The following is a 26,578-nucleotide window of genomic DNA, read 5'->3' as shown; positions in this document are numbered from 1 at the left end:
ACGTGATCATGATGCGTAGGTGGTGGGTGGCGGTGAGCGTGGTGACGGCCGCGGCTGTGACGGTGGTGGGCTGCTCGGCCGGGTCCGACGCGGGGCTGATGGCCCAGGCAGGTCCGATCGCCATCCCCCATGGGGTGATCCGCTGCCATGCACGGGCAGGCGGTCAGCTGCCGGATCCGGGGTGCTCGCCGGGCAGCCGGAATGCCGCGGTCAGTGCCGCCACCGTGCGCCGGACCGTGTGCGCGCCGGGATGGGTGGACGCGCGTCGGCTGCCCGCAGCGATGGTAAACGATCAGCTTAAGTCGCTGATGACGGCCTACGGGTACGGGGGGATGCCGCTGGACCGATTCGCCGTCGCGTACGTGGTTCCCCTGGAAGTGGGCGGATCCCCTGGCACGGCGGGAGATCTGAGCAATCTGTGGCCGGTGCCGGCCGGCAGCAAAATGCCGACCACGGTGGCTCTGGTACGGGGGCGGGTGTGTGCCGGGACGATGCAGCTCACCGCCGCGCAGAACCAGTTCCGCCGGGACTGGCGGGCGCTGGGCCGCACGGTGGGGGCCCTGTGATGCGGGAGTACCGGATCATCCTGGTCGCCGCTGCCGTCTTGATCGTGATCACGCTGGTGGCGGTGTGGGGCTATCGGCATCTCCCACCGCCGCCGTCCCACCGGCCCCTGGTGGTGCCCCGCAGCACCGACAGGCCTCCGTCTACCCCCTCCCGGCCCGCCGCCACTCGCGCAGGTAGCCCTTCGCGGAGGTGAGGTAGCTACCCTGGACCTCACCGGCTGGGAGGACACGGACCCCGAGCCTGCCGGACGTCCCGCGCCTCGCGCGGGGAGGGGTCCGCATGCCACCGGTCCTGGCCACCACCGCCCCCAGCCAGCCGCCGGCCGAGCCGGCGCAGCAGCTCACCGAGACCAGCGCAGCCACGGGAGCAGAGCCGGGCGGGCCGCCCGCGCCTGCTGAGACCCCCGCGGCGGACCGGGCCGATGCCAGCCTCGCGCAGGAGACCGACGACGGTGAGGACAGCCCGGAGCCGGAGACCACCGGGCCACTGATCGGTTTTGCGATCCCCGTCGGGATCGTGGAGGGAGTCGATACCTCCGACGGCCGATACATCACCCCCAACGCGCTGACCTGGCGCGACGCCCCGTTGACGCTCATGGCCACCGACCGGGCCCCGCATGGCAACCTGCCCACCACGGACGCCGTGCACGTCGGGCGGATCACCAGCTTGGCCCGCCGGGACGTGGCCGGCGAACCAGACGGCCGCGGTGACGTGTACCCCGACGGAGCGCAGGCCCTCTATGCCGCAGGGGAGTTCGACACTCGGGAAGAAGCGCAGAGCTTCGCCCGGCGGATCTATGCCGGGCAGCTCAACGGGGTCTCCGGGGACCTCGGTGCCTGCGTGGCGCAGTGGGAGGTCCTGGAGGAGGACGAGGACGGCTACCCCATCGCCGAGCGGCTGGTCGTCACGGCCGGTGAAGTCATGGGCTTCACGGTGGTACCGCATCCCGCGTTCGCCGGTGCCTACATCGTCGGCCTGGACGACGACGGGCAGCCGCTGCCCTCCCCGGCCCAGGCCCTGGCCGACCAGACCGACGACAGCGAAGCGATGGCGGCCTCGGCCTGGCCGGCGTGGACCATCCACCCGCCGGAGCCGGCCCGCATCGTCGCATCGGCCTACCCGGCACGACCCCCCGCTGCCTGGTTCGCCGATCCCCACCTGACCGAACTCACCCCGGTGACGATCGAGGACTCCGGCCAGATCTGGGGACACCTGGCCGACTGGATGACCGACCACATCGGTGCCGGCGGCGCGCGACTACGCGCTCCCAGGATGGGCCCGGGCTACACCTACCCCTACTACCGGACGGGGGCAGTGTCCTGCGAGGACGGGCAGCTGATCCCGACCGGCCCGATCACCATGAACACCGGACACGCCTCCACCCGGCCGGACATCACCGCCGCGCAGGCCATCGCGCACTACGACAACACGGCCACGGGCGTGGCGGACGTGGTGGCCGGTGAGGACGCGTGGGGTATCTGGGTCGCCGGGGCGATGCGGCCCGGGGTGAGTGAGGAGCAGGTCCGGGCACTGCGCGGGTCTGCCCTGTCCGGGGACTGGCGGCGCATCGGCGGCCGTCTGCATCTGGTGGCCGCGCTCGCGGTCAACACCCCGGCCTTTCCGGTTCCACGGCTGGCCGTGGCCGCCTCCGGGGAGCCGCTGGCGCTGGTGGCGGCCGGCGGCCCGACCCTGGCCGCGCTGGGCCGCCGGCGCCGCGCGGGACTGGACCCCGCCGCGCAGGCACATCTCGCGGAAAGCCGGCGGATCGCGGAGCAGGCCGCCCTCGGCAGCCAGGTGGCGTTGGAACTGGCCGCGCGGAGCCTGCGCGACGCCGTGCACCAGCGCACCGCTGCCTGAGTTACCCCTACCCCACAGGCCACCCCTGGTGGTAGCGTCGGCAGGGTACGAGCTGGAGGGCCGGCATAGCCGCCTCGACACACCCCAGGGCGCATGGCGACCGGGACCGCTCAGGTCATCCGTCGCCGCCCCGAAGGGGTAGTAGTCGTGCACCTGCAGGCTCTTCTCGATCTGATTGCCGCGCTGGACAGCGCCGACGATCCAGCCGCCTCCCTGGCCACCGTCCACCAGGAGATCGTCGGGCTGTCCGCCGCTGACCTCGCTCGCGTGGAGACGGCGCTGGTCGCCGCCTTCGACGCGATCTACGGGGAGGACGACGCACCGCGCACCCCGGAACAGGTCAGCGTGCTCGCGGGGATCGGCGAGGCCACCGGTGCGGTACGGACCCGGATCGCTGCCCTGGGGGCAGCCGAAGAGCAGGCCGCCCGGCTCCGGGACGCGGTCCACCCCACCCCGCCACCCCCGCAACCCGTCCCTCCTCCCCCGGCCGGCGCGGCAACCGGCGTAGAGGACACCGGCCCGGACGCCGGCGGGGACGCTGGCCTCCCCGAACCCGCTGACCCGGCCACGACCTCCGGGGCCGGCTCGACGTCGCCGGCCGTGCGGGCGCCGGTGGGAGCCATGTCCGCGCATCGGCCGCCGGCCGCGGATCCCGCCCGCCGCCCGCAGACAGCGGTGGCGGGCCGAGCGCGCATGGGTGCCTACATGTCCGCGACCGGATCCCCGCATGTGCGGGTCGGCGACGCGATCGACAGCTGGGACACGATGGGCCGGCTGATCTCCGACAAGCTGGGCCGTTTCGGCACCCGGGCGTTCCCCCGTGAGCATGTCGCTCGGTGGAAGGTCGACGCCTATCCGGAGGAGCGGACGCTCACCGGGGATCCGGTCCGCGACCAGGAGAAGATCGACGAGGTCTGTTCGTCGTCGGCGATCGTCGCGTCGGGCGGGATCTGCACCCCGGTGGAGGTGGACTACGCCATACCGACCTGGGGGGACGACAGCCGGCCGTTGGAGAACGCGCTGCCGTCGTTCAACGCCACCCGCGGCGGTCTGCGCTGGGTGTCCAGCCCGAAGATCACCGACACGGTGGCCACCGCCTCCACCAGCCTGTGGACGGAGGCCACGGATGCCAACCCGGGGGGTGCCACCAAACCCCACGGGGTGATCACCTGTGGGACGGAGCAGGAGGTCCTGGTCGACGCCATCCCGACGATCGTGCAGGTCGGCAACATGATGGCCCGGTACAGCCCGGAACAGGTGGCCGCTGCCACGAAGGTCGTGATGACCTACGCGGCCCGTTTCACCGAGCTCTACCTCCTGGGGAAGATCACCACGGCGTCCACGACCGTGCTGGCCAACCGGCTGCTCGGTGTGCATCGCGACGTGTTGGCCACCCTCGACCTGTACCTGGCACGGGCCCGCTACCGTGCCCGTCTGCCGCTGGGCCAGCGGTGGCGCGTGCTGATGCCGGAGTTCGCGCGGGATCTGATCCGCGTGGACGTGTTGCGCGAGCAGGCCCACGACGACGCCGGCACGAACATCCGCGCGATCTCCGACGCGCAGATCGAGTCCTGGTTCACCGCCCGCAACTGCAACATCACCTGGCTGAAGGAATCGGAACCGGCCGACGGCGCCGCGGTGTGGTCCGGTGGCCCGACCCCGGTCTCCCAGCAGCTCGACGGCGCGCAGACCGTGGCCTACCTCAACGGCTGGCCCACCGAGCTGCACTGGTGGATTTTCCCGGAGGGGACGTTTCTGCGCCTGGACGGCGGATCTCTGAACCTCGGTGTTGTCCGCGACCACATCCTAAATGGGACGAACGACTATCAGACGTTCACAGAGCAGTTTGAGAACGTGGCATTCCGAGGCCTGGAATCACACCGTGTGATCTCCACGGTCCTGCCGACTGGTGGTAGTTCACTTCCGATCGCCACCAGCGCGGCCCCGTCCGTTCTGGTCGGGGCCGCATCGGCTGCGCACGGAGCGGGCGGCTCCTTCTAAGACGTGGATGGTCTGCCGGGAGTGTCCTGGTCCGTCCTCCCGGCAGACCATCCCGACCCCTGATCGCCGTTTTCTCATGTCCTGGGAGGTGCAGGCCGGTGGCCATCACGGTCAGCTCCGCTATTCCCTCGATGGCGATTCCGGTTGCTCCACCAGCTCTCTCTCCACCCGCGCTGTCGTTGCTGCGCGCGGCCGTCACCGCCGACCCGGAAGACGACAAGGTCGCGGCCTCCTGGCCACGGGGCTTTGCGTTCCTGCCCTACGGGGCAACGCAGCCGGAGAGCATCGACGTCTGCGACCGCACGACTGCCAACAGCCTGTATCCCGGTGGCGGCGGGGCAGAGGTGGTGCTGCCGGCGCGCGTGGACTATGTCCCGTTCGTCGTGTCCCACCAGGAGCCCCGGTCGACGTTCGGCCTGGACGCGGCCCAGTGGCAGGATCGGGCGCTTCGCAGCCTGGTCGCCGGTACTTCCTCCGCGGTGGAGTACGAGCTGTGGACGGGCACGATTGCCCAGGCCAAAGGCTATCCGCAGCGGTGGCTGGCCATGCCCGTCATCGCCGACGGCGGTCCGGTGGTGGACCTGACCCCGGCAGGCGGCCCGGTGGCCCCGCTGCGCGCGCTGGGCCTGCTGGAGCAGGCCTTGGCCAACGCCGGCGCGGCGGCCCCCTCCGGGGCGCAGGACGCGGTGAACGTCTCCACCGGCCAGCCCATCGGCCCCGGCCGCCGAGGCATGATCCACTGCCTTCCCGAAATGCTACCGCTGTGGCAGGCAAACGGATTGATCCGCCGTGAGGGCAAATACCTGCTCACCTTGATGGACAGCATTGTCGTCCCCGGATCGGGATACCCGGGAACCGGTCCCGGCGGCAGCACACCGAACGTCGGGGCCGCCTGGCTGTATGCCACGTCGATGATCCACATAAGGCTGGAAGATCCCTACATCGTCGATGGGGAGTGGCTGGCCGATCTGGACAGGTCGGTGAACACGGTGGCGGTGACCGCTCAGCGTGCCGCGGCGGCCTACTGGGACTACAGCGTGCATTTCGCGGTGCAGACGGACTTGGAGGTCTGACAGATGCCTATCGTCGTCGGTGCCGCGACATCACCGGCCGTCTCCCCCACCGGCAACGACGGTGCCGCCTCCATACTGTCGGTCGCGATGCGGGTGTGCCGGCTGGATTCGATGGGGCACATCGCGCAGGGTCCGAACAACATGGTCGTCACCGACCAGTACGCGAAGATTGACTTCGCGCAGGATATGGAGAACGGCCAGGACACCAGCGCCCGCAACGCGGCCGGGAACCTGGCGGTCACCTGGCGCACCCCGGACCTGCCCAAGCGGCTGACGGTGTCCGTCGACCTGACCGCGCCGGACCCGGAGTTGGAGGAGCTGCTGACCGGCGGCACCGTGCTCACCAGCAACGATCCGCCGCTGACCGCCCCGGTGGCCACCGCTACCCCCTCCTCGACCGGCGGGTCGATGCCCTCCGGCACCTACAGCCACATGATCACGGTGATGAACTATCGGGGGGAGACCACCCCGGCCAGCCCGCTCAGCACCACGGTCATCGGGCCGAACGGCAGCGTCAGCATCAGCATCCCGCTCACCCCGGGGGCGACCATGGCCGGGATCTACCGGCAGGTCGGTGCCTCCTACGCGCAGATCGCCGTGGTCCCGCTGGAGACGGCCGGGGCCACCACGTTCGTGGACACCGGCACCACCCCGATGGGATGCGTGCCGGGCCCCCCGGCCACCAACTCCACCAGCGGCTACGGCACGGAAGGGTATGCCTACCCCGACCTGCAGACCGACCCCAACCCGTGCGGGGTGAGCATCGAAGCATGGTCCCGCGCCGTGATTGACGGAGGTCCGGCGAACCCGCCCTACATCCACTGGGTGTGGCCGCGGGTGATGTTGTGGAACAAGGGCAGCCGCACGCTGGACACCTCCCCGCTCGCCTCGAGCTTCAGCGGCTTCGGGTTCACGAACCTGTACTGGGGTCGAGGGCCGGACGGCGGCTGGCAGCAGGACAGCTCTCGGGTGAGTTTCCGCCGCCGCGAGGCCCGCTACCCCCTACCCACGGTCGGCTACCAGCCCACCCCTGCCCTGCCCTACTGACCGCTGCCTGTCCTGCTCACCCCTGCGCGAAGGGCATCCGGATGACCTACACCTATGCCGGCCGGTATGAGGAGGCCGCGTTCACCAGCGACGGGGGCCTGCTCAAGGGCGGGGCGATCGCTGTCTATCTGCCGAGCACCACGACCCTGGCCACCCTCTACGCCGACCGGACCAAGAGCACGACGGCGGCGAATCCGGTCACCAGCGATGCGGTCTCCGGGGTGCTGGGGTTCTGGGCCGACCCTGGGCTGTACGACCTGGCAGGCCCGGGCCTTACCGTGTCCGGTGTCGCGGTGGTCCCCGACGCCGCAGAGTTCCAGGACGCCAACCAGCGGGACACAGCTTCCGGCTACCCGGGCCTGGATCCCAGCAAGCGCCTGGTGTCCGGCGCCCCTGCGGTCACCGCCGCAGCCGGTGCGGCGGCAGGCACCTCCCCGCCTGCACCGGTCGTCGGCCCCAGCAATGATCAGTCGGGGACTGTGACGTTCGGGTCGGGGAGCGGCTCGCCGGCGGCCGGCGCGCAGGTGATTGTCAGCTTCTCGACGGCGTGGGCCAGCGCACCCCGCGCGGTCATCATCAGCCCGAACAACGACGCCACCCAACAGTTGGGGCTGTTCGCGGGCCGGCCGAGCACCACAGCGTTCACGGTGTCCGCGCACACGGCGCCGGCCGCCAGCCAGGCCGCCGGCACCTTCTCCTTCTCCTACCTGGTCCTCTGACCACGGCATCCGATGGCGACGTACGCGGGCCGGTACGCGGAGGCCCTGCTGCTGGAAGACGGGACGCTGGCGAAGGGCGTCCTGGTCACAGTCCATGTGGCAGGCACCAACACGCTGGCCACCCTGTATGCCGATCACACCCGCACCATCCTGATCTCCAACCCGGTGATGACCGACCCGGCCAGCGGCATGCTCGACTTCTACGCCGACCCCGGTCTGTACGACCTCACCGCCGCGACCGAAGTCGTCTACGCGGTGCCGGTGGTGCCCGACGCGCGGGAGTATGCCGACCTCGACGCGTCCGGACGCGTGCCCTATGCCCGGCTGCCGGTGGGTACCGGGCCGGGCACGGTCGCCGCGGCCGACGATCCGCGGATCCTCGGCGCCGCCGGCTACACCGTGTCCGGGGGGACCTGGGCCTGGCGGGCGGAGACCATGCACCGGCTGTGGGCCGGCTCCTACCTGACGCTCTCCCCGGGCAGCGTGCTGGTCGGGATGTTCACCGCGGACGTCACCCTGTCGACGGGCCTGCTCACCACCTTCCTGGTGGGCGGGGCATCGGCCGGGGTGACAACCGCGCGGATGGGTCTCTACCTGGTGGACAGCGCCGGGTCGAACCTGGTGTGCATCGGCCGGACCGCGGCCGACCCCACGCTGTGGGCGGGCACCGAGGAGATCTGCTCACGGCGGATCGTCGACAACGGCGCGTCCAGCCCCACCTCGATCAGCACGGTCAGCCTCCTCCGCGGCAGCCGGTACGGCTTCGCCGTCTTCGTGGACACGCTGGCCGAGGCCGGGCCGACGCTGGCCGGCACCTGGCTGGGGGCGAATTTCCTGTCCGGGATGCCGCCCGTGCTGGCCTACAGCGGGCCAGCCGGGGACATGGACCTGCGCCCCTCCTACGCCATCGGCGCGTTGACGTTCACCGGCGCCGTCGTCTATGGGGCGGCCACCCCATGAGCATGATCCACGCCGGCCGGTATGCAGAGGTCGCGCTGCGCACCGATGGCACCCTGGCCAAGGGCGCGGCCGTGACCGTGTTCCACGCGGGTTCCGCAGTACCCGCGGAGCTGTACGTGGATCGGCAGCGATCCGCGGCCGCCGACAACCCCGTCACGGCCGACCCCATCACCGGTCTGCTGGCCTTCTGGGCCGAGCCCGGGGTGTACGACCTGGTCGGCGACCGGGTCGTGGTCTTCGCCGCACCGGTGGTGCTGGACCCGGCCGACGTACCCGCCCTCGACCAGACCGGCACGGTGCCCGCACGCCAGCTACCCGTCGGGACGCTGGCCGACACGATCGCCGCAGGCAACGACCCACGGCTGGCCGACGCCGAACAGTCCAGCCGCAAAGGCGCGCCGGGCGGCTACGCGCCGCTGGACGCCAACGGGCACGTGCCCCTCGGCTACCTGCCGCTCGGCACCGGCTCGGGCACCGTGCCTGCCGGGGACGATCCGCGGATCGTCGAAGCGGAGCAGACCGCCCGCCGCGGCCACGCCAGCGGCTACGCCCCTCTGGACGCGGCCGCGCTGCTGCCGGCCGCCAACCTGCCGGCCATGCCGATCCTGCCCCGCCAGCTGATGTTCTACGGGCACAGCGTGTTCCACCGGATCGCGGGGGCGGTGGAATCCGCCGGGTTCCGGGCCGACCGGCTGGTCCAAGCCCTGTGCGGACTCCCGGACAGCCGAGTGACCAACCGGGCTGCCGACGACGCGCTGCTTCTGGCCGAAGGGGACAGCGCAGGCGGCTATCCGCAGGTCCTGCAAGCCGAACCGAAAACCGTCCGGGGAGCGCCGTACATCGGCCGGGACGGCACCGCCGTCCTGTGCTGGGGAATCTACGACCTCGGCGCGCTCGGGCCGTCGACCCATGTCCGCGACGCCTTCATCCACGCACTGCGGGCGGTGATCTCCCGGCATCGCGCGGCCACCGTGCGGGAGCACACCGACAGCACCGTCGCCCTGACCGGCGGCTCTGAGATCACCACCATCAGCTACAACAGCGGCGGCGGCTACTGGAGCTGGGCCTCCACCGGCAGCAGCTTCACGATCACCCTGCCGGCCGACTTCCCCGGCGGCACGGTGACCATCGGCCTGATCGGCGCGGCCGGCACCACCGGCGGCACGATCAGCTGGTCCGGGACCGCCTCCACCGGCACCAGCGGCACCACCAGCACCTCGGCGATCATGCCGGCGGGGGGTGCCCACGGCCACATAGCCGTGCGCATCCCCGGGCTGGTCGCCGCCGACGCCGGCAAGACCATCGTCGGAACGATCACCGCCGTCGACGCAGGCGGTGACGTCGGCCTGGACTACTGGCAGGCCGAAGCCCCGATGCCCCCGCTCACCGTGGTGTGCGGGATCCCCCGGCTGCGAGACGCGAGCGCCTACGCAGCGTTCCCCACCAGCGTCACCGACTCCGATGTCTTCGCGTGGAATACGGCGATCCAGGGCCTGTGCGCTGAATTCGTCAACGGTGTGGTCTACGCCGATGTGGATGCAGTTGTCGGAAAAGCACCCGGTCTGTACGCGGCGGACGGCATCAACCTGAACGAGCTCGGGGCACGTGCCTGCGCCACCGCGATCATTGCCGGCGCCGCCGGCGCCGGCCGGGTGCTGTCCCCGTTCCAGCTCACCACCGACTGGAGCTAAGACGTTGACTGCCACCTACGCCGGCCGATACGCGGAGACCGCGCTGCGCACCGACGGGCAGATCGCCCGCGGGGTGCCGGTCACGGTCTACCCGACCGGCAGCGGGATGCCGGCCATGCTCTACGCCGATCGGGACCGCAGCGCCCTGGCGGACAACCCGGTGATCGTCGACCCGATCACCGGGCAGCTGGACTTCTGGACGGAACCCGGCCTCTACGATCTCGTCGGCCCTGGCGTGGAGCTGCGCGCGGTACCGGTGGGCGGGGATCCCGACGACTACGCCCCTGCCGACCCGAACGGACGGGTGCCGTTCGAGGCGCTGCCGATCGGCAGCACAGCACGCACGATCCCTGCCGCCGACGACCCGCGGCTCGTCGGGGCCGAGCAGACCAGTCGTCGCGGCCAGCCGGGCGGCTACGCGGCGCTGGACGCGGACGGGCTGCTGCTGACCTCCCAGATTCCCGGCTCGGGAGCCCCGGTGACGACGGTGGCTGGGCGCACCGGGGCGGTGGTGCTGACCGAGGCGGACATCGCCGGACTGGTCGAGGATCTGGCCGCCCGTCAGGTGATCTCCGCGTTGGGCCAGCCAGGCGGCTATGCGGCGTTGGATGCCGCCGGGACGGTGCCCGTGGGACAACTGCCGGTCGGCAGCGGCCCGGCAACGGTCGCCGCCGGCAATGATCCCCGGCTCACCGGGGTGGAGCTGGCGGCGCACAAGGGCCAGCCAGGCGGCTATGCGGCGCTCGGCTCCGATGGGCGGGTACCGGTCAGCCAGCTTCCGGTCACCGCGGTGACCTCCGTGGCAGGGCGGACTGGGGACATTGCCCTGGTCGAGGCCGACGTGGCCGGGCTGCCGGCGGATCTGGCCGCCAGGCAGAACGTCGCCGCGAAGGGGACCCCGAACGGGTACGCGGCACTCGGGGCCGACGGGCTGGTGCCCTCCAGCCAGCTCCCAGCCATCCCCGTCTCATCCGTGGCAGGGCGAACCGGGGCGGTGACGCTGGTCGAGGCCGACGTGGCCGGGCTGCCGGCGGATCTGGCCGGCAAGCAGAACGTCGCCGCGAAGGGGACCCCGAACGGGTACGCCGGGCTGGACAGCAGTGCTCGGGTACCTGTTGCCCAGCTCCCCATCGGCACCGGTGCCGGCACGGTCGCCGCCGGCACCGTGGACGCCGCAGCCTCGACCGGTTCGCTGCGCACTCTGGGGATCGGACCGGCGCAGGCCGCGGTCGGCTCCCAAGCCGTCACCAGCCCCCAGCTCGCCGCGTGGCGCGGCGGGCTGGGGAACCGGCTGTACGGCCCGGTGTCCGCGGTATGCATCGGCTCCTCCACCACCGCCGGGTACAACGCCACCGCCCGCACCCGCCGCTACACCGACCAGGTAGGGGTGGACCTGCACGCCCGTTACAACCCCCCGGGGGTGACCGGCGGGGTGCATATCCTGGCCACCGACACCGGGTGGACCGTCTCCGGCAGCCACGGCACGGACGGCAACGGGCTGGGCTTGGCCTCGGTCACGTTGACCGCCTCCGCCAGCATGAGCCGTACCGAGGCCGGCACCGGCTTCGACGTCCACTTCGTCCAGGGCCCCAACAGCGGCGCGTTCACCGTCGCCGTGGACGGGGGTAGTGGCGCCACCATCACCCCAGACACCGCCGGGACCGCCGACCGGCACGACGGCATCTACATCTCCCCCGTGCTGAGCTTCGGTTCCCACAGCATCACGATCACCGCCAGCACGGCCACCGTGATCAACGGAATCTACGTCCGCGGCGGGGATGAGATCAGCGGCATCCGGATCTACACCTCCGGCGCTGCCGGCACCACCGCGGCGTCCTGGGCCGGGGCATCCCCCAGCCTGTTCCAACGGCTGGCAGCTCTGTCCCCCCGCCTCGTCACGATCATGCTGGGTGCCAATGACTTCGCCGGCGGGGTCAGCCCGACAGCGTTCCAGGCCAACCTGCAGACCCTCATCAACGCCGTGGCCGGCGCAGTCACCCCGACTCCGTCAATTCTGGTGATCGCCACCTACCTCCGGCTGGATGTCTCCGGCTCTGCCTACCCCTGGTCGGCCTACACCGCCGCGATGGCCGCGGTGGCCGCAGCCCATCCAGGGCTGGTGGACTATCTGGACATCTCCGGTGTCTACCCCACCAGCCAGGCCTCCGACCAGGCATCCTTGCTGATTGACCCGGCGGACTTCGTCCACCAGACAGACCGTGGCCACCGCACGATGGCCGACCAGATCATTGCCACGCTGACTGCGCCCGCTCCCCCGGCGGTGACCCTTCCCCCGTTCGACCCCCGGCAGGTGGCAGGACTACTGACCTGGCTGGATGCCGGCAGCCTCGGCCTGGCAGACGGCACCGCGGCAGGTTCCTGGACGCCGAGCGCAGGGCTGGAGGCCGCGGCCCTGACCCAGGCCACCGTCGAGCAACGGCCGGTGTACCGGACGGGCAGGGTCAACGGCCGGCCCGCGCTGGTGTTCACCGCCGCGTCCAATCACAATTTGGACTCCGGGGTGTGGGCCGGCAAGCGGGCAGTCCCCCTCACCGTGATCGCCATCGCGAAGATCTACACGGGGAACACCGGGAACCTGTTCACCGGCCGCAGCGGAACCTATGCCTACGCGGGGATCTCCACCGGCACCACCCTGTCCGCCGGCGCAGGGGCGGTCAGTGAGATCAACCAGGGCATCACGCTGGACACCTGGCATGTGATCGCGGTGCTGTACAACAGCGGCGCCAGCGCGATCTACCTGGACAGCCGAACCGCCACCGTCACGGGCACCACCGGCACCGGCGCCTCTGCCGCCCTGCCGGGGCTGCGGTTGGGCACCAACAGCGGCGCGAACTCGAACTGGTACGACGGCGAAATGGCCGAGCTCACCGTGTACGGCAGGGCCCTGAGCGGCGGGGAGCTGGCCGCGCTGATGAGCTGGTACGGCACCCGCTACGGCATCACGATCTCATGAGCAATTTGCCCGTTTTCCAGGTCGGACAGGGGGACACTCAGCCGACGCTCACCGACACCCTGCTCAACCCGATCAGCCGCAGCCCGCAGGACCTGACCGGGGCCGCGGTCCGGTTCGTGGCCCGTCCCACCGTGGGCGGCGAGGTGGTCATCAACGCGCCCGCGCAGGTGGTGTACGCGGCAGGCGGCCTGGTCCAGTACCCCTGGACGCTCGAGGACACCGCCGCCCCGGGGAATCTGGCCGGGGAATGGCACGTCACGCTGCCCGGCGGGGCCAGCGAGACCTGGCCGCTGCACACCTGGGCCCACATCCGCGTGGAGGCGGCACTTTCCAGCCCCACCGCCAGCCCGGATCCGGCCCCACTGCTGCCCACCCCGTGGATCAGCGCCGACGACGTCGCGGCCCGACCGCGCATGGCCCGCGTCGACCGCCGGGTGCTCCAGCAGTGTGCTGAGGCGGCCAGCGAGGTCCTCTACCTGCGGTCCGGGCGGCTCTACCCCGGGCTGCTCACCGCGACGATGCGCCCGAGCGCCGACCCGCTCCCCGGACGGATCGGCGCGGGCCTCGGCACGTTCGCCAGCTGCTACGGCTATGCCAGCGGGGACGTGTGGACGGCGCTCACCCCGGACCGGGTGTACGACCGCCGCGGTGGCGGCGGCTGGCCGCCGGCCGTCGACCTCGGGGTGTACCCGCTGCGCAGCATCGTCCAGGTGCTGCTGGACGGGCAGATCATCCCCCCGGCCGAGTACCGCATCGACGAGCAACGGTGGCTGGTGCGCGTGCGGCCCACCGCCACCGCGGTCCCCACCCGCCGCTACGGCTGGCCCTCCCACCAGCAGCTCGACCTGCCCCCCACCGAACCAGGCACGTTCGCCGTGACCTGCACCTACGGCACCGCGCCCCCGGCGATGGGCAAGCTGGCCGCGGCCGCGCTGGCTGCCTCCATCGCTCAGCTGCTGGGCTACCCGGCGACCGGCGCGACCTTGCCGGCCCGCGCCACGGCCGTGAAGCGTGCCGGCGTCACCGTCGAGGTGGCGAACCAGGCGTTGGACGCCGACGGCGGGGTCGGGGTCCCTGAGGCAGAGCTGTTCCTCGGCACGGTCAACCCGGACAGGCTGCGCCGGATGCCCACCGTGTGGACCCCGGACCTCGGCAGCACCCGCAGATCAGGAGGCTGACATGCCCACCACCCTGCAGATCCTCGGCCCCGTGCTGTACGGCCGGCTGGAACGTGCCGGGGCCAGCGCGGACGAAATCGACCAGCTGGCCGCGGAGCATCGCCACCCGCAGCAGGCCGCGGACCTGGCAGCGGAAGTGGCCCGCATCGGGGACCAGGCACTGGCCGCCTACCTGCAGCGGCGCCGCGATGCCGTGCCCCGTCCGAGTGGCCATGTCCCGCGCGGCGGGCAGGCCCGCTCCCCCCGGCACGCGAAGGCCGCCCAGCCAGCCCCCAGCGCCCCACCCCCACCTTCTACCGCCGAGGGTGACCTACCCCCGGTGGACGGCGGTGACCGCTAGGCTGGACAGCGAGGGACACGGACCCCCTCCCGCACGTCGCCCACCGCCTGGCGGTGGGCTGACCGTCACCGGTGTGGGGTCCGATGCTGTCCACCCTGGAACGCCAGCAGATCATCACCGCGGTCCGCGGCGACCCGGACCGGGCTGCTCGCACACTCACCTCCCTGCAACACCGAGGCATCTCCTCCGACGACCCTGAGCTGGTCGCGACGCTGAGCGCCGTCGCGCAGGCCCCCGACCCGTCAGCGACCAGCACCTCCAGCGCGATCCACCGCCCGGCCGAGCAGATCCCGGCCGAACCCACTCCCCTCCCGTCCGACACCACGGGGCGGGCCGACACCGGGCTGCCCGGCCGCCGCGAGCCGCCCGGGCGGCGCGGTCGCGCTCCGACCGGGCGGCGAGGCTGATATGGCCCTGGCCGCATCCGCGCTGGCCGCCCAGGGCCGTCGCGTCCTCGCCGTCGTCGAGGCCGGCTTCCACCAGGCCGGGGTGCCCCTGCCGGACCGCCGGTACACCGCCCCCGGCCAGGTGGCCCCGGCTGACGACGAACAGCTGGTGGTGCACCTGGTAGGGCTGGCTGCCGGGCATCCCGGCGAGCAGGTCGCCCTGTGGCAGCGGCCCCCGGCAGCGTTCCGCACGGCCACCTGGCAGGTCAGCATCCTGCGGGCCGTCCACGTCCAGGGGCAGGACGGCGCGTACGCCCCCGACCCGCTCGACGTCGCCGCCGACGCGGACGCGGCGTGGATCGATGTGGCCGTGCTCCAGGACCTGCTGGAGAACGCCCGCCGCGGACATCTTCTGGTCGGCCCCGGGGTGCCGATCGTCATCTCCCCCATCACCCCGATCGGCCCGCAGGGCGGGCTGGCCGGGGTGCAGGCCCAGGTGGGCCTGGCGCTCGAGCAGGCCCCGGTCCGGTGAGCGCCTGGTGGGTGCCGAACCCGGCCGGGCAGGCCGAGTTCTTCGTCAGCCTGACCGGTCCGGTGGGTCGGGAGGTCTACCGGCGCGGGACGGTGCTGCTGGTCGCGGCCCGCAGGCAGGTGGGCGTTGCCGTGCCCGACCCACTGGGCCGGGCCCGTGACCGGCGTGTCGGGCAACTGCGGGACAGCCTGACCATCCAGTCGATCGCGAGCCCTCTGGGCCCGTCGGTGCGGGTGGGGTCCGCGGATCCGATCGCGCTACTCCACCACGAGGGCAGCCGACCCCACACGATCTTCCCTCGCCGCCGGGACGGCGTTCTGCATTTCTACTGGCCGCAGAGAAACACCTGGGTGTTTCTCCGCAAAGTTAACCATCCGGGGACCGCGCCGAACCGATATCTGTCGGACAACCTTCACCTCACCATCACATAGAAGGGACGGACATGCCCGAGCTGAGGATCGATGTTCACCCGGCAGAGCCGGCGGACCCGGTCATCATCCGGATCGCGATGCACCGCAAGGATCTCACCGAGCCGGAGATCCACACCTTCCACGGGGTGGACTCGGCGCCTTTTCTTCACATGCTGCGGTTCGGTCTGGCCGAGCACACCGGAGATGAGGCACTGGGCGCGGCCGCGATGGTCGATTTCGTCCGCGGAGTTGTCGTGGAGGAGGAGCAGGAACGTTTTCAGCGGCTGCTGATGACCACCTCGGGCGGCGCGACCATCGATGCCCATTACTTCGAAAAGCTGTTCCGAGTCCTGATGGAAGCATATTCCCGGCGCCCTACCCGGCTGTCGCCCGGATCCTCGCCAACGGGGCCGCCTACTGGGGTGACTACGGACCCCGCCTGGAACGGTCCGGTGTTGACCCCGCAACCACCGCTGCTCACCGGGTAGTCGCGCATCTGTATGCGCTGATCGTCGATGACATGACCTCTGCGTGGGCCAGCCGGGCAGAGGTCCGTCAATCCCTGGACGAACAGTTGGCGAAGCCGCTACCGGGCCGCAGCGGCGCGCAGGCCACACCCCACCCGGATGACCCGCACGATGCGGAACGGATCCGCAAATACGGGCCGAATCCCTGGGCGCAGGACGAGGCCGCGTTGCAGCGGGCCTGGGCGATGACCGGCGGCTGACCCGACATTCCCCGTGCGACGGGCGGGAAGGAGGTGCAAGGCGATGCAGAGCGTCGTCGGTGAGGCATGGGCGATGGTCAATGCCAATACCAAACCGGCGCTCACGCAGATCAATGCTTTCTTTGACAAGGCGATGAGCCGCGAGCTGGTCATCAAAACCCGGGCCGACATCTCCCAGGTGCGGGCCAGCTACGACCAGGTCAAGGTGATGGCCCGCGACCTCAAGCCGGTCGTCCGCCTGGACGTCGACGGCCGGCAGGTCATGCGCGGTCTGGACCGGGTTGAGGTGATGGCCCGCGACATGCGGCCCACCGTCCGCCTGGATGTCGACGGCCGGCAGGTCATGCGCGGTCTGGACCGGGTGGATGCCATGGCCCGCGACATGCGCCCCACGGTGCGGGTCAACGCCGATACGGCTGCGGCCCAACGGCAGGTCCAGCAACTACGCGCCGAGATCGCCGGGGCGGAGGCGGCCGGCTCTGCCGGGGCGGCGGCCGTGCAGGGCGGCAGTTTCCTCGGCGGCGGGCTGCTCGGTCAGTTGAAAGACTTCGCGGCCATCCTTGGCGTTCTGGAGGGCGTTCATGGGCTTGCCACGGCCGCACATCAGACGCAGGATTTCGAATTCCGACTGAAGGATCTTTCCACCGGGGCGGGTGAGGCCACCGGAAATCTCGGGATGATCGCCGACGGGATGAAATCGATGTCCACCCAAGTCGGCGTCACCGCGATCGAGCTAGAAAAAGGCATCTATTCAATCGAATCAGACGGGTATCACGGGGCCGCGGCACTCCAGGTACTGCACGCCGCGGCCGAAGGGGCCCGCACCGGAATGGCGGACATGGAGACGGTCTCCACGTCCCTGATGACCGTGATGCGCTCCTATGAGATTCCGGTCGGCCAGGCCAACCGGGCCATGTCCATCATGGTGGAGACCGTTGCACACGGCGGTGTCCGCATGCAGGACATGGCGTTGGGCATGAAAACGATCGCGCCGGTCGCGAATGCACTTCATGTGCCACTGGCTGAGGTCACCGGGGCGATGGCCACCATCACCTCCGTCACCCATGACGCCGCGTCGGCCGGCACCGGGATGCGATTCATGCTCCAAAGCATGGCCGCGCCGTCGCGGGAGGCGGCCGCGGCCATGGCCGAGGTGGGGCTGGAAGTCACGCAGGTCCAGCACTCCCTGGCAGAGAAAGGTCTGGTCGCCACTCTCCAACTGATCGAGCAGCACATCGGGACGACGTTCCCGAACGATGCTGCCCGCCAGGTCTCAGCGTTGCATGCCATCGTCGGCGGCACCCGGGGATTCACGGCGGCAGCGCAGCTCACCGGCCCTCACATGCAGGAGCTGATCGCCAACACGCGGGATATCAGTGAGGCAGCGAACCGGGCGGGTAAGAACGTGGCCGGCTGGAGCACGGTCACCTCCACGCTGCGGTTCCAGGTCGACCGGGCCAAAGCCGGGTTGAGCACGTTCGGCATCGAAGCGGGCACCGTCGTTCTGCCGATGGTCACCCTGCTGCTCAAGGGGCTGCTGGACCTGGCCGGGGGGATCGGCGGGACGCTGGCCGCGGCGATCCGCACGGTCAGCCCGCTGTGGCGTGCCCTGATCGAGGGGTTCCGGGCCGGGCCTGGGGCAGATCCCGGCTCCGGGGTGCTGGGGTTCCTGCGTCGGCTGGGCGCGTTTGCCCACAGCACGCTGCACACCGTCCGGGCCGACTGGGATGCGCTGGTCGGCGCGATGCGCGGGCAGGCGCTGTCCCCGCAGGTCCGTTCCGGCTGGCTGGGCAGCCTCACCGGGGACATCGCGACCGCGCGGGGGCTGTGGACCGGGTTCGCCGGCGGGCTGCGCGGCCAGTTCCAGCCCCCCACCCGTGACCCGGCCGGGACGCTGACGCTGCGCCCGGGACGGCCCGCGCCGCAGGGGGCAGCCGGGGCGGCGGCCGCGGCCGGGTCGGCAGTGCGCGCGGTGGGCCGGCAGGTCACTCCGGCGCTCACCCTCGCGCGGGGCGGCTTCGAGGGGCAGCTGAATCCCGGGGAGATTCTGGGCTGGCAGTCGGTTGCCGTCCGGGCCGGACGCCTGGCCCGTGAGGCGTTCGACGGGGCCGGTGAGGCGATCCGAGGGATGACCTCGGCGGTGCGCCTGGCGGTCGGCTGGGGTGAGCGGCACCAGGCGCTGGTCCGGAGCTGGGCCGTCGGTATCGGGCTGGTGGTGGGGGCCATCGGCGCGTGGCGCCTGGCGACCGGTGCGCTGGCCGCCGCGCAGACGCTGCTCAACGCGGTGATGGTCGCCAACCCGATCAGCTTGCTCGTGATCGGGATCGGGCTGCTGGTCGGGTCCCTGATCTATGCCTACCGGCATGTGTCGTGGTTCCACGACGGTGCCAGAGCCGCGTTTTCCGGTATCGAGACCGCCGGCCGGGAAGTCTGGTCCGTTGTCTCCGAGGCAATCAGCGCCTTCATCGCCGGACCGCTGAGCTGGATACGCGGAGAAATCGGCGTCTTCGTCGATTTCTGGCATAACAACGGCGAGCAGATAAAAGCATTGTGGCGGGAAACATGGGCGATCGTCGAAACCGATTTCCGTGTTTCCTGGGCCGTCATCTTCGGTGCGATTCAGTTCGCCCTGAACTCCCTGCTGATTTACTGGCGGATTACCTGGGATCTGGTCAAGGGGTCCGTGGTCCTCTCGTGGACGCTGATACACGACGCGATCAAGACCGCGCTCGATCTGATCCTTGGCATTGCCGCCATTTTCATCGACATTTTCACAGGGCGCTGGGGGAAGCTCTGGGGTGACGTGAAAAGTCTGGTCAGCACCGCCTTCCACGATGTCACCAGGTTCTTCTCCGACTTCGGATCGGGCGCCCTCACCCTGCTCTATACCGCCGGCAAAGACATCATCGACGGGATGATCAACGGCCTGAAGGATGCCGGGAAGACGGTGTGGACCACCATCAAGGATATCGGCACCTCGATCATCGACGGGGTCAAACACTTTTTCGGGATCAAGAGCCCGTCCACCGTCATGGCCGATATCGGCGGTCACATCGTCGGCGGACTGATCAAGGGCATCGTATCAAGTGGGGCCGGCATGGGAGGCATCTTCGACAAAATCTTTTCCGGTGCGTTGCAGGACCCCTGGGGCTGGGTCGTCCAGCACCTGGACGACCTAGGCTCGATCCTGGAGAAAGTCCCCGGGCTGGCCACCGGCCTAGCCAAGAAGGCGGCCAGCGGGGCTCTCTCCGGCCTTGAACACCTGGGCTCCTCTGCCCTGCATGCCATATTCGGTGGCGGGGCAGAGAAGGGCCTTTCCGCGGACCTGACCGCGCTCATCACGCAGTCCCTGGCCATCAACGGGCTGCCGGCCAGTTGGGCCCCGGACATGGCCCGGCTGGTCCAACTGGAATCGGGCGGCAACGCTCGGGCAGTCAACCCAACCGCGGTTCTGGGGCAACACGCCACCGGCCTGGTGCAGATGCTGCCGTCCACCTTCCGCGCGCACATGCTGAGCGGATTCGGGGACATCTTCAACCCTCTGGACAACCTGATCAGCAGCGAGCGGTACATCAAGGACACCTACGGCAGCCCCGACCGCATCAAAAACCTGTACTCCGGCTCCTACCTGGGCTACGACTCCGGTGGCATTCTGCCCCCCGGCCACAGCCTGGTCCTCAATGCCACCGGGGCAGGGGAGCCTGCGGCCGTGTTCACCCCCGGCCAGTGGCAGACCCTGCAGAACCTGGCCTCCGGCCGGTCCGGGGGAGCTGCCGGACCGGTGCAGCTCGGAGACATTCACGTCTACCTGGGCGACCAAAAGATCACGGACATCATCGACGTCCGCATCGACCACCGCGACCGCAAAACCGCGGCCGCGTTCCGCGGCGGTATCAAGAGAGGCTGACAGGGAGCCAAAATGGGATTCAGCGCGGCGGCAAAGAATTACATGCTCGATCAGTTGGGGGCCAACAGGGCCCTCTATTTCTCCCTGCACGCAGCCGACCCGGGCGCGGCCGGGGACAGTGAGTTGGCCGGTGGCAGCCCGGCCTATGCCCGTAAGCCAGCGTCCTGGTCGCCGGCCGCGGCCGGCGCGAAGAACCTGGCGAGCTCGGTAACGTTCGACGTCCCCGGCGGGGCGACGGTGGCGTTCGTCGGCACGTGGGACTCCGCCAGCGGCGGGGTGTTCCAGGGCGGCGCCCCGCTGGGGACCCCCCAGCCCTACAGCTCCCAGGGCACCTACACGCTGACCAACCCCTCATCCGGCGGCCTGGCCAGCATCGGCGGGTAGCGGATGCTCGCGGTCGACTCCTCCACCCCGCCGCCGGTCCTGGTCCCGGAGTTCACCGGCGGCGGGCCGGCCACCACCGCCCCGTTCACCGCCCCGACCGGGGCGCTGCTGCTGGTGGCCGCGCAGGTGGGCTCCACCTACGCCGGCGGCAGCGTGGGTCCCTGGATCACTGACACCGGCGGCCTGTCCTGGCAGCTTGCCGGCCGGGCAGGGGGGACCAGTGCCTACGACGAGGCGGTGCTGTGGTGGGCCGTGACCACCACAGCAATCCCCCGCACCGTCACCGTGGTCGGGGCCTCAGACAACAGCTATGCCAAGTATGCGCAGGTCATCGTGTTCACCGGGCAGGATCCCGGCAGCCCGATCGGCACCGTCGCGCAGGGCACCGCGACCGGTCTGCTGTCCGTGCAGGTCCCCTGCAGCCGCACCGGCTCCTGGCTGTGGGGGATCTACGCGGACTGGTCCAACGGCGCCGCCCCCACCCCCGGCAGCGGGGTGACCCGGTACAGCGCGGCCACCCCGCTGACCGCGGCCACCCTGTACTGCACCGCGGCGGGGGCCGAAGGACAGCCGATGATGCTGTCGACCACCGCGCCGTCCGGGCCGCTGTCCTGGGCGGCCGTCGAAATCCTGCCCGTGGCCGCCTCCGGCACCGGAACCGGCACGGTCAGCGGCCTCGGGACGCTGGCCGTCGGGGAGGGCCACCCCCACACCAGCGGGGCCGCGGCACTGCGCGGCACCGCGGCGCTGTCCGTTCTCGGGGGCTCGGCCGGTCAGCCGGGCGAGGGCTCCGGGCAGATCAGCGGCAACGGGGTGCTCACGGCAGCCGGGGTATGTCACCTCGTCGGCTCCGGGCAGATCCACGAACGGGGCAGCCTGACCGGCCGACCCCTGCTCGGCGGAGTGATCTACGCGGTTCCGAACGTACAGGCAGGTCGGATCGACCTACAGGTGGCATGGACCGGGCCCAACCAGCCCGTGACCGTCACCGTCACCCGCTCCGACCCCACAGGAACAGTCATTCCGGTCCGGTCGGCCGCCCCTGCCACCCTCACCTCCGGGCAGTGGGTCGGGGCCGACGTCGAGGCCCCCGCCGACCGCCCCGTCTGGTACACGGCCACCGAGCCGGCCGGCAGCGCGGTGATCAGCCAGCCCGTCACCCTGCCCGGCTCCACCGGCTACTGGCTCATCAGCCCCGGCCGCCCGTCACTGTCCATGCGGATCACACCAGCGGAGGACCATGCCACCACCAAGAACCGCACCCTGCCCCAGGGCGTCTTCCAGGTGCTGGGCCGAGAGGACCCGATCGTGGTGTCCGGGCGGCGCTGGGCCCCCACCACCACCCTGAAGATCCTGACGTTCACCGATGAGGAACGGCGCGCGTTGGAGGCGCTGCTCGACGACGGCCAGACGCTGTACTACCGGGCCCCTGCCGCGGACGCCGCCGGGGACGACTCCGGGTACATCGCCGTCGGGGCCTACGACAGCAGTCGCATCGGCTACGGCCTACCTGCCCGCGTGCACACTCTGCCCGTCACCTACACCGGCCGCCCCTCCGGGCTAGGCCGCGCGGCCAGCCCCGGCGACGGCATCGGAGCCGGCGGCGGCACCGGCACCACCTACGGCGGTACCTGGGCCGACGTACTGGCCACCTACCAGACCTGGGCCGACGTGACGCTGGCCAAGACATCGTGGACGGCGCTGGAAACAGCCATCGCGCCGGCCGCGGCCCCGGGGAGCCCGTGATGGCCACCCCGCGCGGGTACCGGCCGCTGGCCGGCAGCCACCGGCGTCCGATGAGCGGCGCGCGCCGGCGGGGACTGCTGGACCGCTCCACGCGCATGCAGGTCACGGTGCTGCTGCGCCCCACCCAACCGCTCCCCGACATCGCGGTGCGAATGGACCGCCGCCAGTTCGCGGCCCGCCACGGCGCCCGCGCGCAGGACCTCGCCGCGCTGCGCCTGTTCGCCGCCGAACACGACCTGGACGTCGTCGAGGAGCACCAGCCGGCCCGGACGGTCAAGCTGGCCGGCTCCGTCGGGCAGATGGGCCGTGCCTTCCGGGTCCGGCTGGACCGCTGGGAGCATCCCGGCGGCTGGTACCGCGGGCGCACCGGCCCGGTGCACATACCCGAGGAGCTGGCCGGGGTCGTGGCGGTGCTCGGCTTGGACGACCGGCCGGCACTGCGCACCCACCACCGGCACCGCCCCTCCCCCGGCCCCGATGCCCGCGGAGCGGACAGCCGCTTCTACGCGACCGCGCTGGCCGCGCGGGACCACTACCCGGCGACCGGAGGTGGTCAGACCGTGGCCATCCTGGAGTTCGGCGGCGGCTACAGCCTGCCCGACCTGGCCACCTACTGGTCCGCGATCGGCCACACCCCCCCACAGGTCAGCTCCATCTCCGTGGACGGTGCCGCGAACAGCCCGGGCTCCGACGGCGGCTCTGTCGAAACGATGCTGGACATCGCGATCCTCAGCGCGGTCGCTCCGCAGGCCCGCCAGGCCGTGTACGTCGCCCCGAACACCAGCGCCGGCTTCGTGGATGCCTACCTCGCGGCCATCCACGACACGGTGACCAGCCCGTGCGCGATCAGCCTGAGTTGGGGCAGCGCCGAACAGAACTGGACCCCCGCGGCCATCAGCGCCCTGGAGGATGTTCTACACACCGCCGCGCTGTTCGGGATCACCTGCACCTGCAGCTCCGGGGATGACGGCAGCTCCGACGGGGTCCACGACGGCCTGGCGCACGCAGACTACCCGGCCAGCAGCCCGTGGATGCTGGCCTGCGGCGGCACCACGCTGGTCCGCACCGGCCAGACGATCACCGATGAGGTGGTCTGGGACTGGGGCGGGGCAGACGGCAACAGCGGCGGCGGCATCTCCGACCTGTTCGACCTACCGGACTACCAGGCCAGCACCAACATCCCCCCGTCCATCAACCCGGGCAGCCGTATCGGCCGCGGCGGCCCGGACGTTGCGACCGCGGCCGCGGACGGAACCAGCATCGTGCTGGTCGGCGGCCAGTGGGCCGTCATCGGCGGGACCAGCGCGGTGTCCCCGATGCTGGCCGGACTCGCCGCCCAGCTCACCCAGACGCTGGGCTACCGCGTCGGCCACCTGCACCCCTTCCTGTACCGCAACCCGCAGGTCTGCCGCGACATCGTGGCCGGAAACAACCGGGGGTACAGCGCCCGCGCCGGCTGGGATGCGTGCACCGGGCTGGGGGTGCCGGACGGGGCCGCACTGCTCAGCGCCCTCTACCCGGCGCGGCTCACCGCGACCGTGTCCACCTCCGGCAGCACGGTGGACCTGTCGCTGCGGTGGCCGCAGTTCACCACGGCGACGATCTACCGGGTGGGGCCGGACGGGGTGAGGACCCCGATCGCCGGTGCCACCCCGGCCACGCTGACCGGCGGGGTATGGACCGGGTCGGACCCGGCCGCCCCCACCAACACCCCGGTGCACTACCAGGCCGTCGACGGCGAGCTCGCAGCCAGCTCGATGATCTCCAACACGGTCACGGTCACGGCCCTGCTGGTCAGCCAGCAGTTCCTCGATGCCCTGCGCGGCCCGCACTCCATGACCGCGCGGATCGTGCCCTACGTCGGTTCCACCCGGGTGCAGATCCCCGGCTACCCCGACGGGCTACCCGTGGTCGACGGCCAAGTCCAGGTGGATGCCACCCAGCGGATCCGCCGGCAGTTGACCTGCACCATCGCCGCCCCGGGGCTGTCCCCCTGGCAGGTGACGGACCTGCTGTCCGGGGTCAACGGCGTCGAACTATACGTCAACTGGGGGCTGGTCTACCCGGACGGCAGCATCGAGTGGTGCCCGCTGGGCCTGTTCCACCTCGAGGAAGCCGACGCGGTCGTGGAGAGTTCCAGCGGGGTGTCGTTGACCCAGACGTCGGACCGGGGCGGGTTCGTCACGGACTACCGGTTCACCGCCACCACGCAGAGCCTGCCCGGCGCCACCGTGGCCAGCGAGATCGCCCGACTTATGGGCCTGGCCCTCCCCCCAGGGGCGATCAACACCAGTCCGATCATCCGCGCGGATGCCGTCACGGTGGCCGCGCAGATGACATGGACCGACGCCGACCGGTGGGCCGCGATCGGCCAACTGGAGGACGCCATCGGCGCCGAAGGCTACTTCGATGCGCGGGGGCATCCCGTGGTGCAGCCGGTGGCGACCCTGGCCGATCCACCGGTCTGGACGGTCGATGCCGGCCCGGCAGGGGTGATGACCGGCGCTACGCGCCGGGTGGGCCGCACCAGGACGTTCAACGCAGTAGTGGTGCGCGGGGAACGGCTGGATGGGGAGACCCCCGTGCAGGTGATGCTGGTCGACTCCGACCCCAGCAGCCACACCTCCTGGCAAGGGCCGTTCGGCAAGAAGCCGCGGTTCTTCTCCTCACCGCTGATCAGCAACAACGCGCAAGGGGCGGCCGTGGCCGGGGCTCTGCTGGCGCAGGTCACCCAGTGGACCTCGGTCCTGCAGGTGTCCAACATCGTCAACGCGGCGCTGGACGGCTCCCAGGTGATCCAAGCGGTGTATCCGGACGCGCATGCGGAGCGGCAGATCATCGATCAGATGACCATCCCGCTGGTGCCGGGTCAGCCGATGACCATCCAGACGCGTGCCTACACCGCACCGGCGGAGTCCTGATGGCGGCCCGCCTCGATCTGGCCATGGCGCTGGCCCAGGCCGCGTCCGCCGGGGTGCCGTGGGGGGTGGGGGTGGTCACCGCCGTGAATGCCGACGGCACCCTCGCGTTGCAGGTCCGCGGAGACCCGGACCCGGTGGACCACATCGCCGTGCTGGACTCCTACACCGAGCCGGCGGCCGGCCATGTGGTGCTGGTCCTGCACGGCGGCGGGCAGATGATCGTGCTGGGACGCATCCGCCGCGCCGGCATGGCCCTACCCCCTACCTCTTCACCCCCAACCGGGGATGGGGGTAGCTATGCTGAGCAGGCGACGGGAGGACACGGACCCCGCCCGTCGCCTGCCGACCATCCCCGTGCCGGGGGGCGCCGGCGGTGGCACCACCGAAGGGGTCCGGGTGGGCACGACGTCGATGCAGGGCCTGCCCTACCCGGCCCAGGCTGACCCCCCCAACGGCCCCGGCCAGATCCAGGCGCTCGCCGTCGCCGTCGAACCCCGGCTGGTGATGTCCTACGCGGACGCCTCCGACCGGGACAGCAAGGTCCTCACCCCCTCCGGGGGCATGGTCGCCTGGTTGCAGAACCCGGGCTGCCATGCCGTCTACGACGGCAGCGCCTGGACCGCCACCCCGCGGATCCGGACCGTCGCGAACCGGCTGGCCCGCCTGCAGATCGGCCAGAAGGGCTCCGGGGACATCGCGGTCGAGCAGGACAGCGGCCTGCCCTTTGGTTGGGACGGAGCGGAATGGCGGGGGCTGTGGCCCTCCCGCTACCTGTCCGCGACGTCCGTGCCCGTCACCGGCATCACCAACGAGGTCGGAATCATGCGGCTGGAGGTGCCGGACTACGGCTGCCGCGTCCAGGTCGCGTTCGTCGTCCAGGCATCGATCGCCAAGTCGGAGCCGTCCGACGTGTTCTCCCTCAACGTACGCAACGGCACCGGGCAGACCCCGCCCGCGCTGTCCGGGGCGGTCCTGACCAGCGTGCCGTGGGAGTCCGGGATCTCCGGCTACATCCGGCACGCCCCGGGCAACACCGGGGTGATCTCCGGGGCGTACAGCATCCAGGTCAACGCCCTGCGATTCGGCGGCTCCGGCAACGGCGCGGTAACCACCGCTGCCAGCTACATGTCCGCGGTCGTCACCCCGGTGTGGTCCTGA

22 protein-coding genes are annotated in these 26,578 nt (G+C 71.1%); all 22 read left to right on the top strand.

What is annotated here, in order from left to right:
- Positions 1–32 precede the first annotated feature (32 nt).
- Positions 33–566, top strand: a complete 534-nt coding sequence (locus FRAAL_RS32945; RefSeq protein ID WP_162137470.1) for a hypothetical protein — start codon at positions 33–35, stop codon at positions 564–566.
- Positions 567–846: 280 nt separating this feature from the next.
- Complete coding sequence (locus FRAAL_RS30420) at positions 847–2,424, top strand: hypothetical protein (RefSeq protein ID WP_011603838.1); 1,578 nt, start codon at positions 847–849, stop codon at positions 2,422–2,424.
- Between the two features lie 93 nt (positions 2,425–2,517).
- A complete protein-coding gene (locus FRAAL_RS11695; RefSeq protein WP_011603837.1) occupies positions 2,518–4,425 on the top strand; it encodes a major capsid protein in 1,908 nt (635 codons plus the stop codon).
- Positions 4,426–4,523: 98 nt separating this feature from the next.
- Positions 4,524–5,498, top strand: a complete 975-nt coding sequence (locus tag FRAAL_RS11690; protein ID WP_157892060.1) for a hypothetical protein — start codon at positions 4,524–4,526, stop codon at positions 5,496–5,498.
- Positions 5,499–5,501: 3 nt separating this feature from the next.
- On the top strand, positions 5,502–6,545 hold the full coding sequence (locus FRAAL_RS11685) for a hypothetical protein (RefSeq protein ID WP_041939181.1): 1,044 nt from the start codon (positions 5,502–5,504) through the stop codon (positions 6,543–6,545).
- Between the two features lie 41 nt (positions 6,546–6,586).
- Positions 6,587–7,264 (top strand): hypothetical protein, encoded by a 678-nt coding sequence (locus tag FRAAL_RS11680; RefSeq protein WP_011603834.1) that lies wholly within the window; start codon positions 6,587–6,589, stop codon positions 7,262–7,264.
- A gap of 12 nt (positions 7,265–7,276) precedes the next feature.
- Positions 7,277–8,224 carry a hypothetical protein gene (locus tag FRAAL_RS11675; protein ID WP_011603833.1) on the top strand — a complete coding sequence of 316 codons (948 nt, stop codon included), beginning with the start codon at positions 7,277–7,279 and terminating at the stop codon, positions 8,222–8,224.
- The gene (locus tag FRAAL_RS11670; protein ID WP_157892059.1) at positions 8,221–9,915 is read left to right on the top strand and encodes a hypothetical protein; all 1,695 of its coding nucleotides are present in this window, start codon (positions 8,221–8,223) and stop codon (positions 9,913–9,915) included. Before FRAAL_RS11675 ends, FRAAL_RS11670 begins: the two co-directional genes overlap by 4 nt.
- 4 nt (positions 9,916–9,919) lie before the next feature.
- Complete coding sequence (locus FRAAL_RS30415; RefSeq protein WP_050997098.1) at positions 9,920–12,889, top strand: GDSL-type esterase/lipase family protein; 2,970 nt, start codon at positions 9,920–9,922, stop codon at positions 12,887–12,889.
- Positions 12,886–14,067 (top strand): hypothetical protein, encoded by a 1,182-nt coding sequence (locus FRAAL_RS11660; RefSeq protein ID WP_011603830.1) that lies wholly within the window; start codon positions 12,886–12,888, stop codon positions 14,065–14,067. Before FRAAL_RS30415 ends, FRAAL_RS11660 begins: the two co-directional genes overlap by 4 nt.
- Position 14,068: 1 nt before the next feature.
- On the top strand, positions 14,069–14,407 hold the full coding sequence (locus tag FRAAL_RS11655; protein WP_041939180.1) for a hypothetical protein: 339 nt from the start codon (positions 14,069–14,071) through the stop codon (positions 14,405–14,407).
- 83 nt (positions 14,408–14,490) lie between these two features.
- Positions 14,491–14,814 (top strand): hypothetical protein, encoded by a 324-nt coding sequence (locus tag FRAAL_RS11650; RefSeq protein ID WP_157892058.1) that lies wholly within the window; start codon positions 14,491–14,493, stop codon positions 14,812–14,814.
- Position 14,815: 1 nt separating this feature from the next.
- Entirely contained in the window at positions 14,816–15,325 is a 510-nt protein-coding gene (locus tag FRAAL_RS11645) for a hypothetical protein (protein WP_011603827.1), read from the top strand.
- Positions 15,322–15,756, top strand: coding sequence for a phage virion morphogenesis protein (locus FRAAL_RS11640; protein WP_041939179.1), 435 nt, complete (start codon positions 15,322–15,324; stop codon positions 15,754–15,756). The genes FRAAL_RS11645 and FRAAL_RS11640 overlap by 4 nt, the downstream gene beginning before the upstream one ends.
- An 11-nt stretch (positions 15,757–15,767) precedes the next feature.
- On the top strand, positions 15,768–16,223 hold the full coding sequence (locus tag FRAAL_RS11635) for a hypothetical protein (protein ID WP_011603825.1): 456 nt from the start codon (positions 15,768–15,770) through the stop codon (positions 16,221–16,223).
- A gap of 32 nt (positions 16,224–16,255) precedes the next feature.
- Complete coding sequence (locus tag FRAAL_RS11630; protein WP_011603824.1) at positions 16,256–16,462, top strand: hypothetical protein; 207 nt, start codon at positions 16,256–16,258, stop codon at positions 16,460–16,462.
- A 43-nt stretch (positions 16,463–16,505) separates the two neighbouring features.
- Positions 16,506–20,369, top strand: coding sequence for a phage tail tape measure protein (locus tag FRAAL_RS11625; RefSeq protein ID WP_041939178.1), 3,864 nt, complete (start codon positions 16,506–16,508; stop codon positions 20,367–20,369).
- A 54-nt stretch (positions 20,370–20,423) separates the two neighbouring features.
- Positions 20,424–20,753 carry a phage tail fiber protein gene (locus tag FRAAL_RS11620; RefSeq protein WP_162137469.1) on the top strand — a complete coding sequence of 110 codons (330 nt, stop codon included), beginning with the start codon at positions 20,424–20,426 and terminating at the stop codon, positions 20,751–20,753.
- A 3-nt stretch (positions 20,754–20,756) separates the two neighbouring features.
- Entirely contained in the window at positions 20,757–22,499 is a 1,743-nt protein-coding gene (locus tag FRAAL_RS11615; protein ID WP_011603821.1) for a hypothetical protein, read from the top strand.
- Positions 22,499–25,420, top strand: coding sequence for a DUF5047 domain-containing protein (locus tag FRAAL_RS30410; RefSeq protein ID WP_157892057.1), 2,922 nt, complete (start codon positions 22,499–22,501; stop codon positions 25,418–25,420). The genes FRAAL_RS11615 and FRAAL_RS30410 overlap by 1 nt, the downstream gene beginning before the upstream one ends.
- A complete protein-coding gene (locus tag FRAAL_RS32940; protein ID WP_011603819.1) occupies positions 25,420–25,863 on the top strand; it encodes a hypothetical protein in 444 nt (147 codons plus the stop codon). Before FRAAL_RS30410 ends, FRAAL_RS32940 begins: the two co-directional genes overlap by 1 nt.
- Positions 25,817–26,578 carry a hypothetical protein gene (locus FRAAL_RS11600; protein WP_157892056.1) on the top strand — a complete coding sequence of 254 codons (762 nt, stop codon included), beginning with the start codon at positions 25,817–25,819 and terminating at the stop codon, positions 26,576–26,578. Before FRAAL_RS32940 ends, FRAAL_RS11600 begins: the two co-directional genes overlap by 47 nt.

Source organism: Frankia alni ACN14a, from assembly GCF_000058485.1.
GTDB lineage: Bacteria > Actinomycetota > Actinomycetes > Frankiales > Frankiaceae > Frankia > Frankia alni.
The sequence above is the reverse complement of the archived record's forward strand: the minus strand, read 5'-3'. Positions and strand labels throughout refer to the sequence as shown.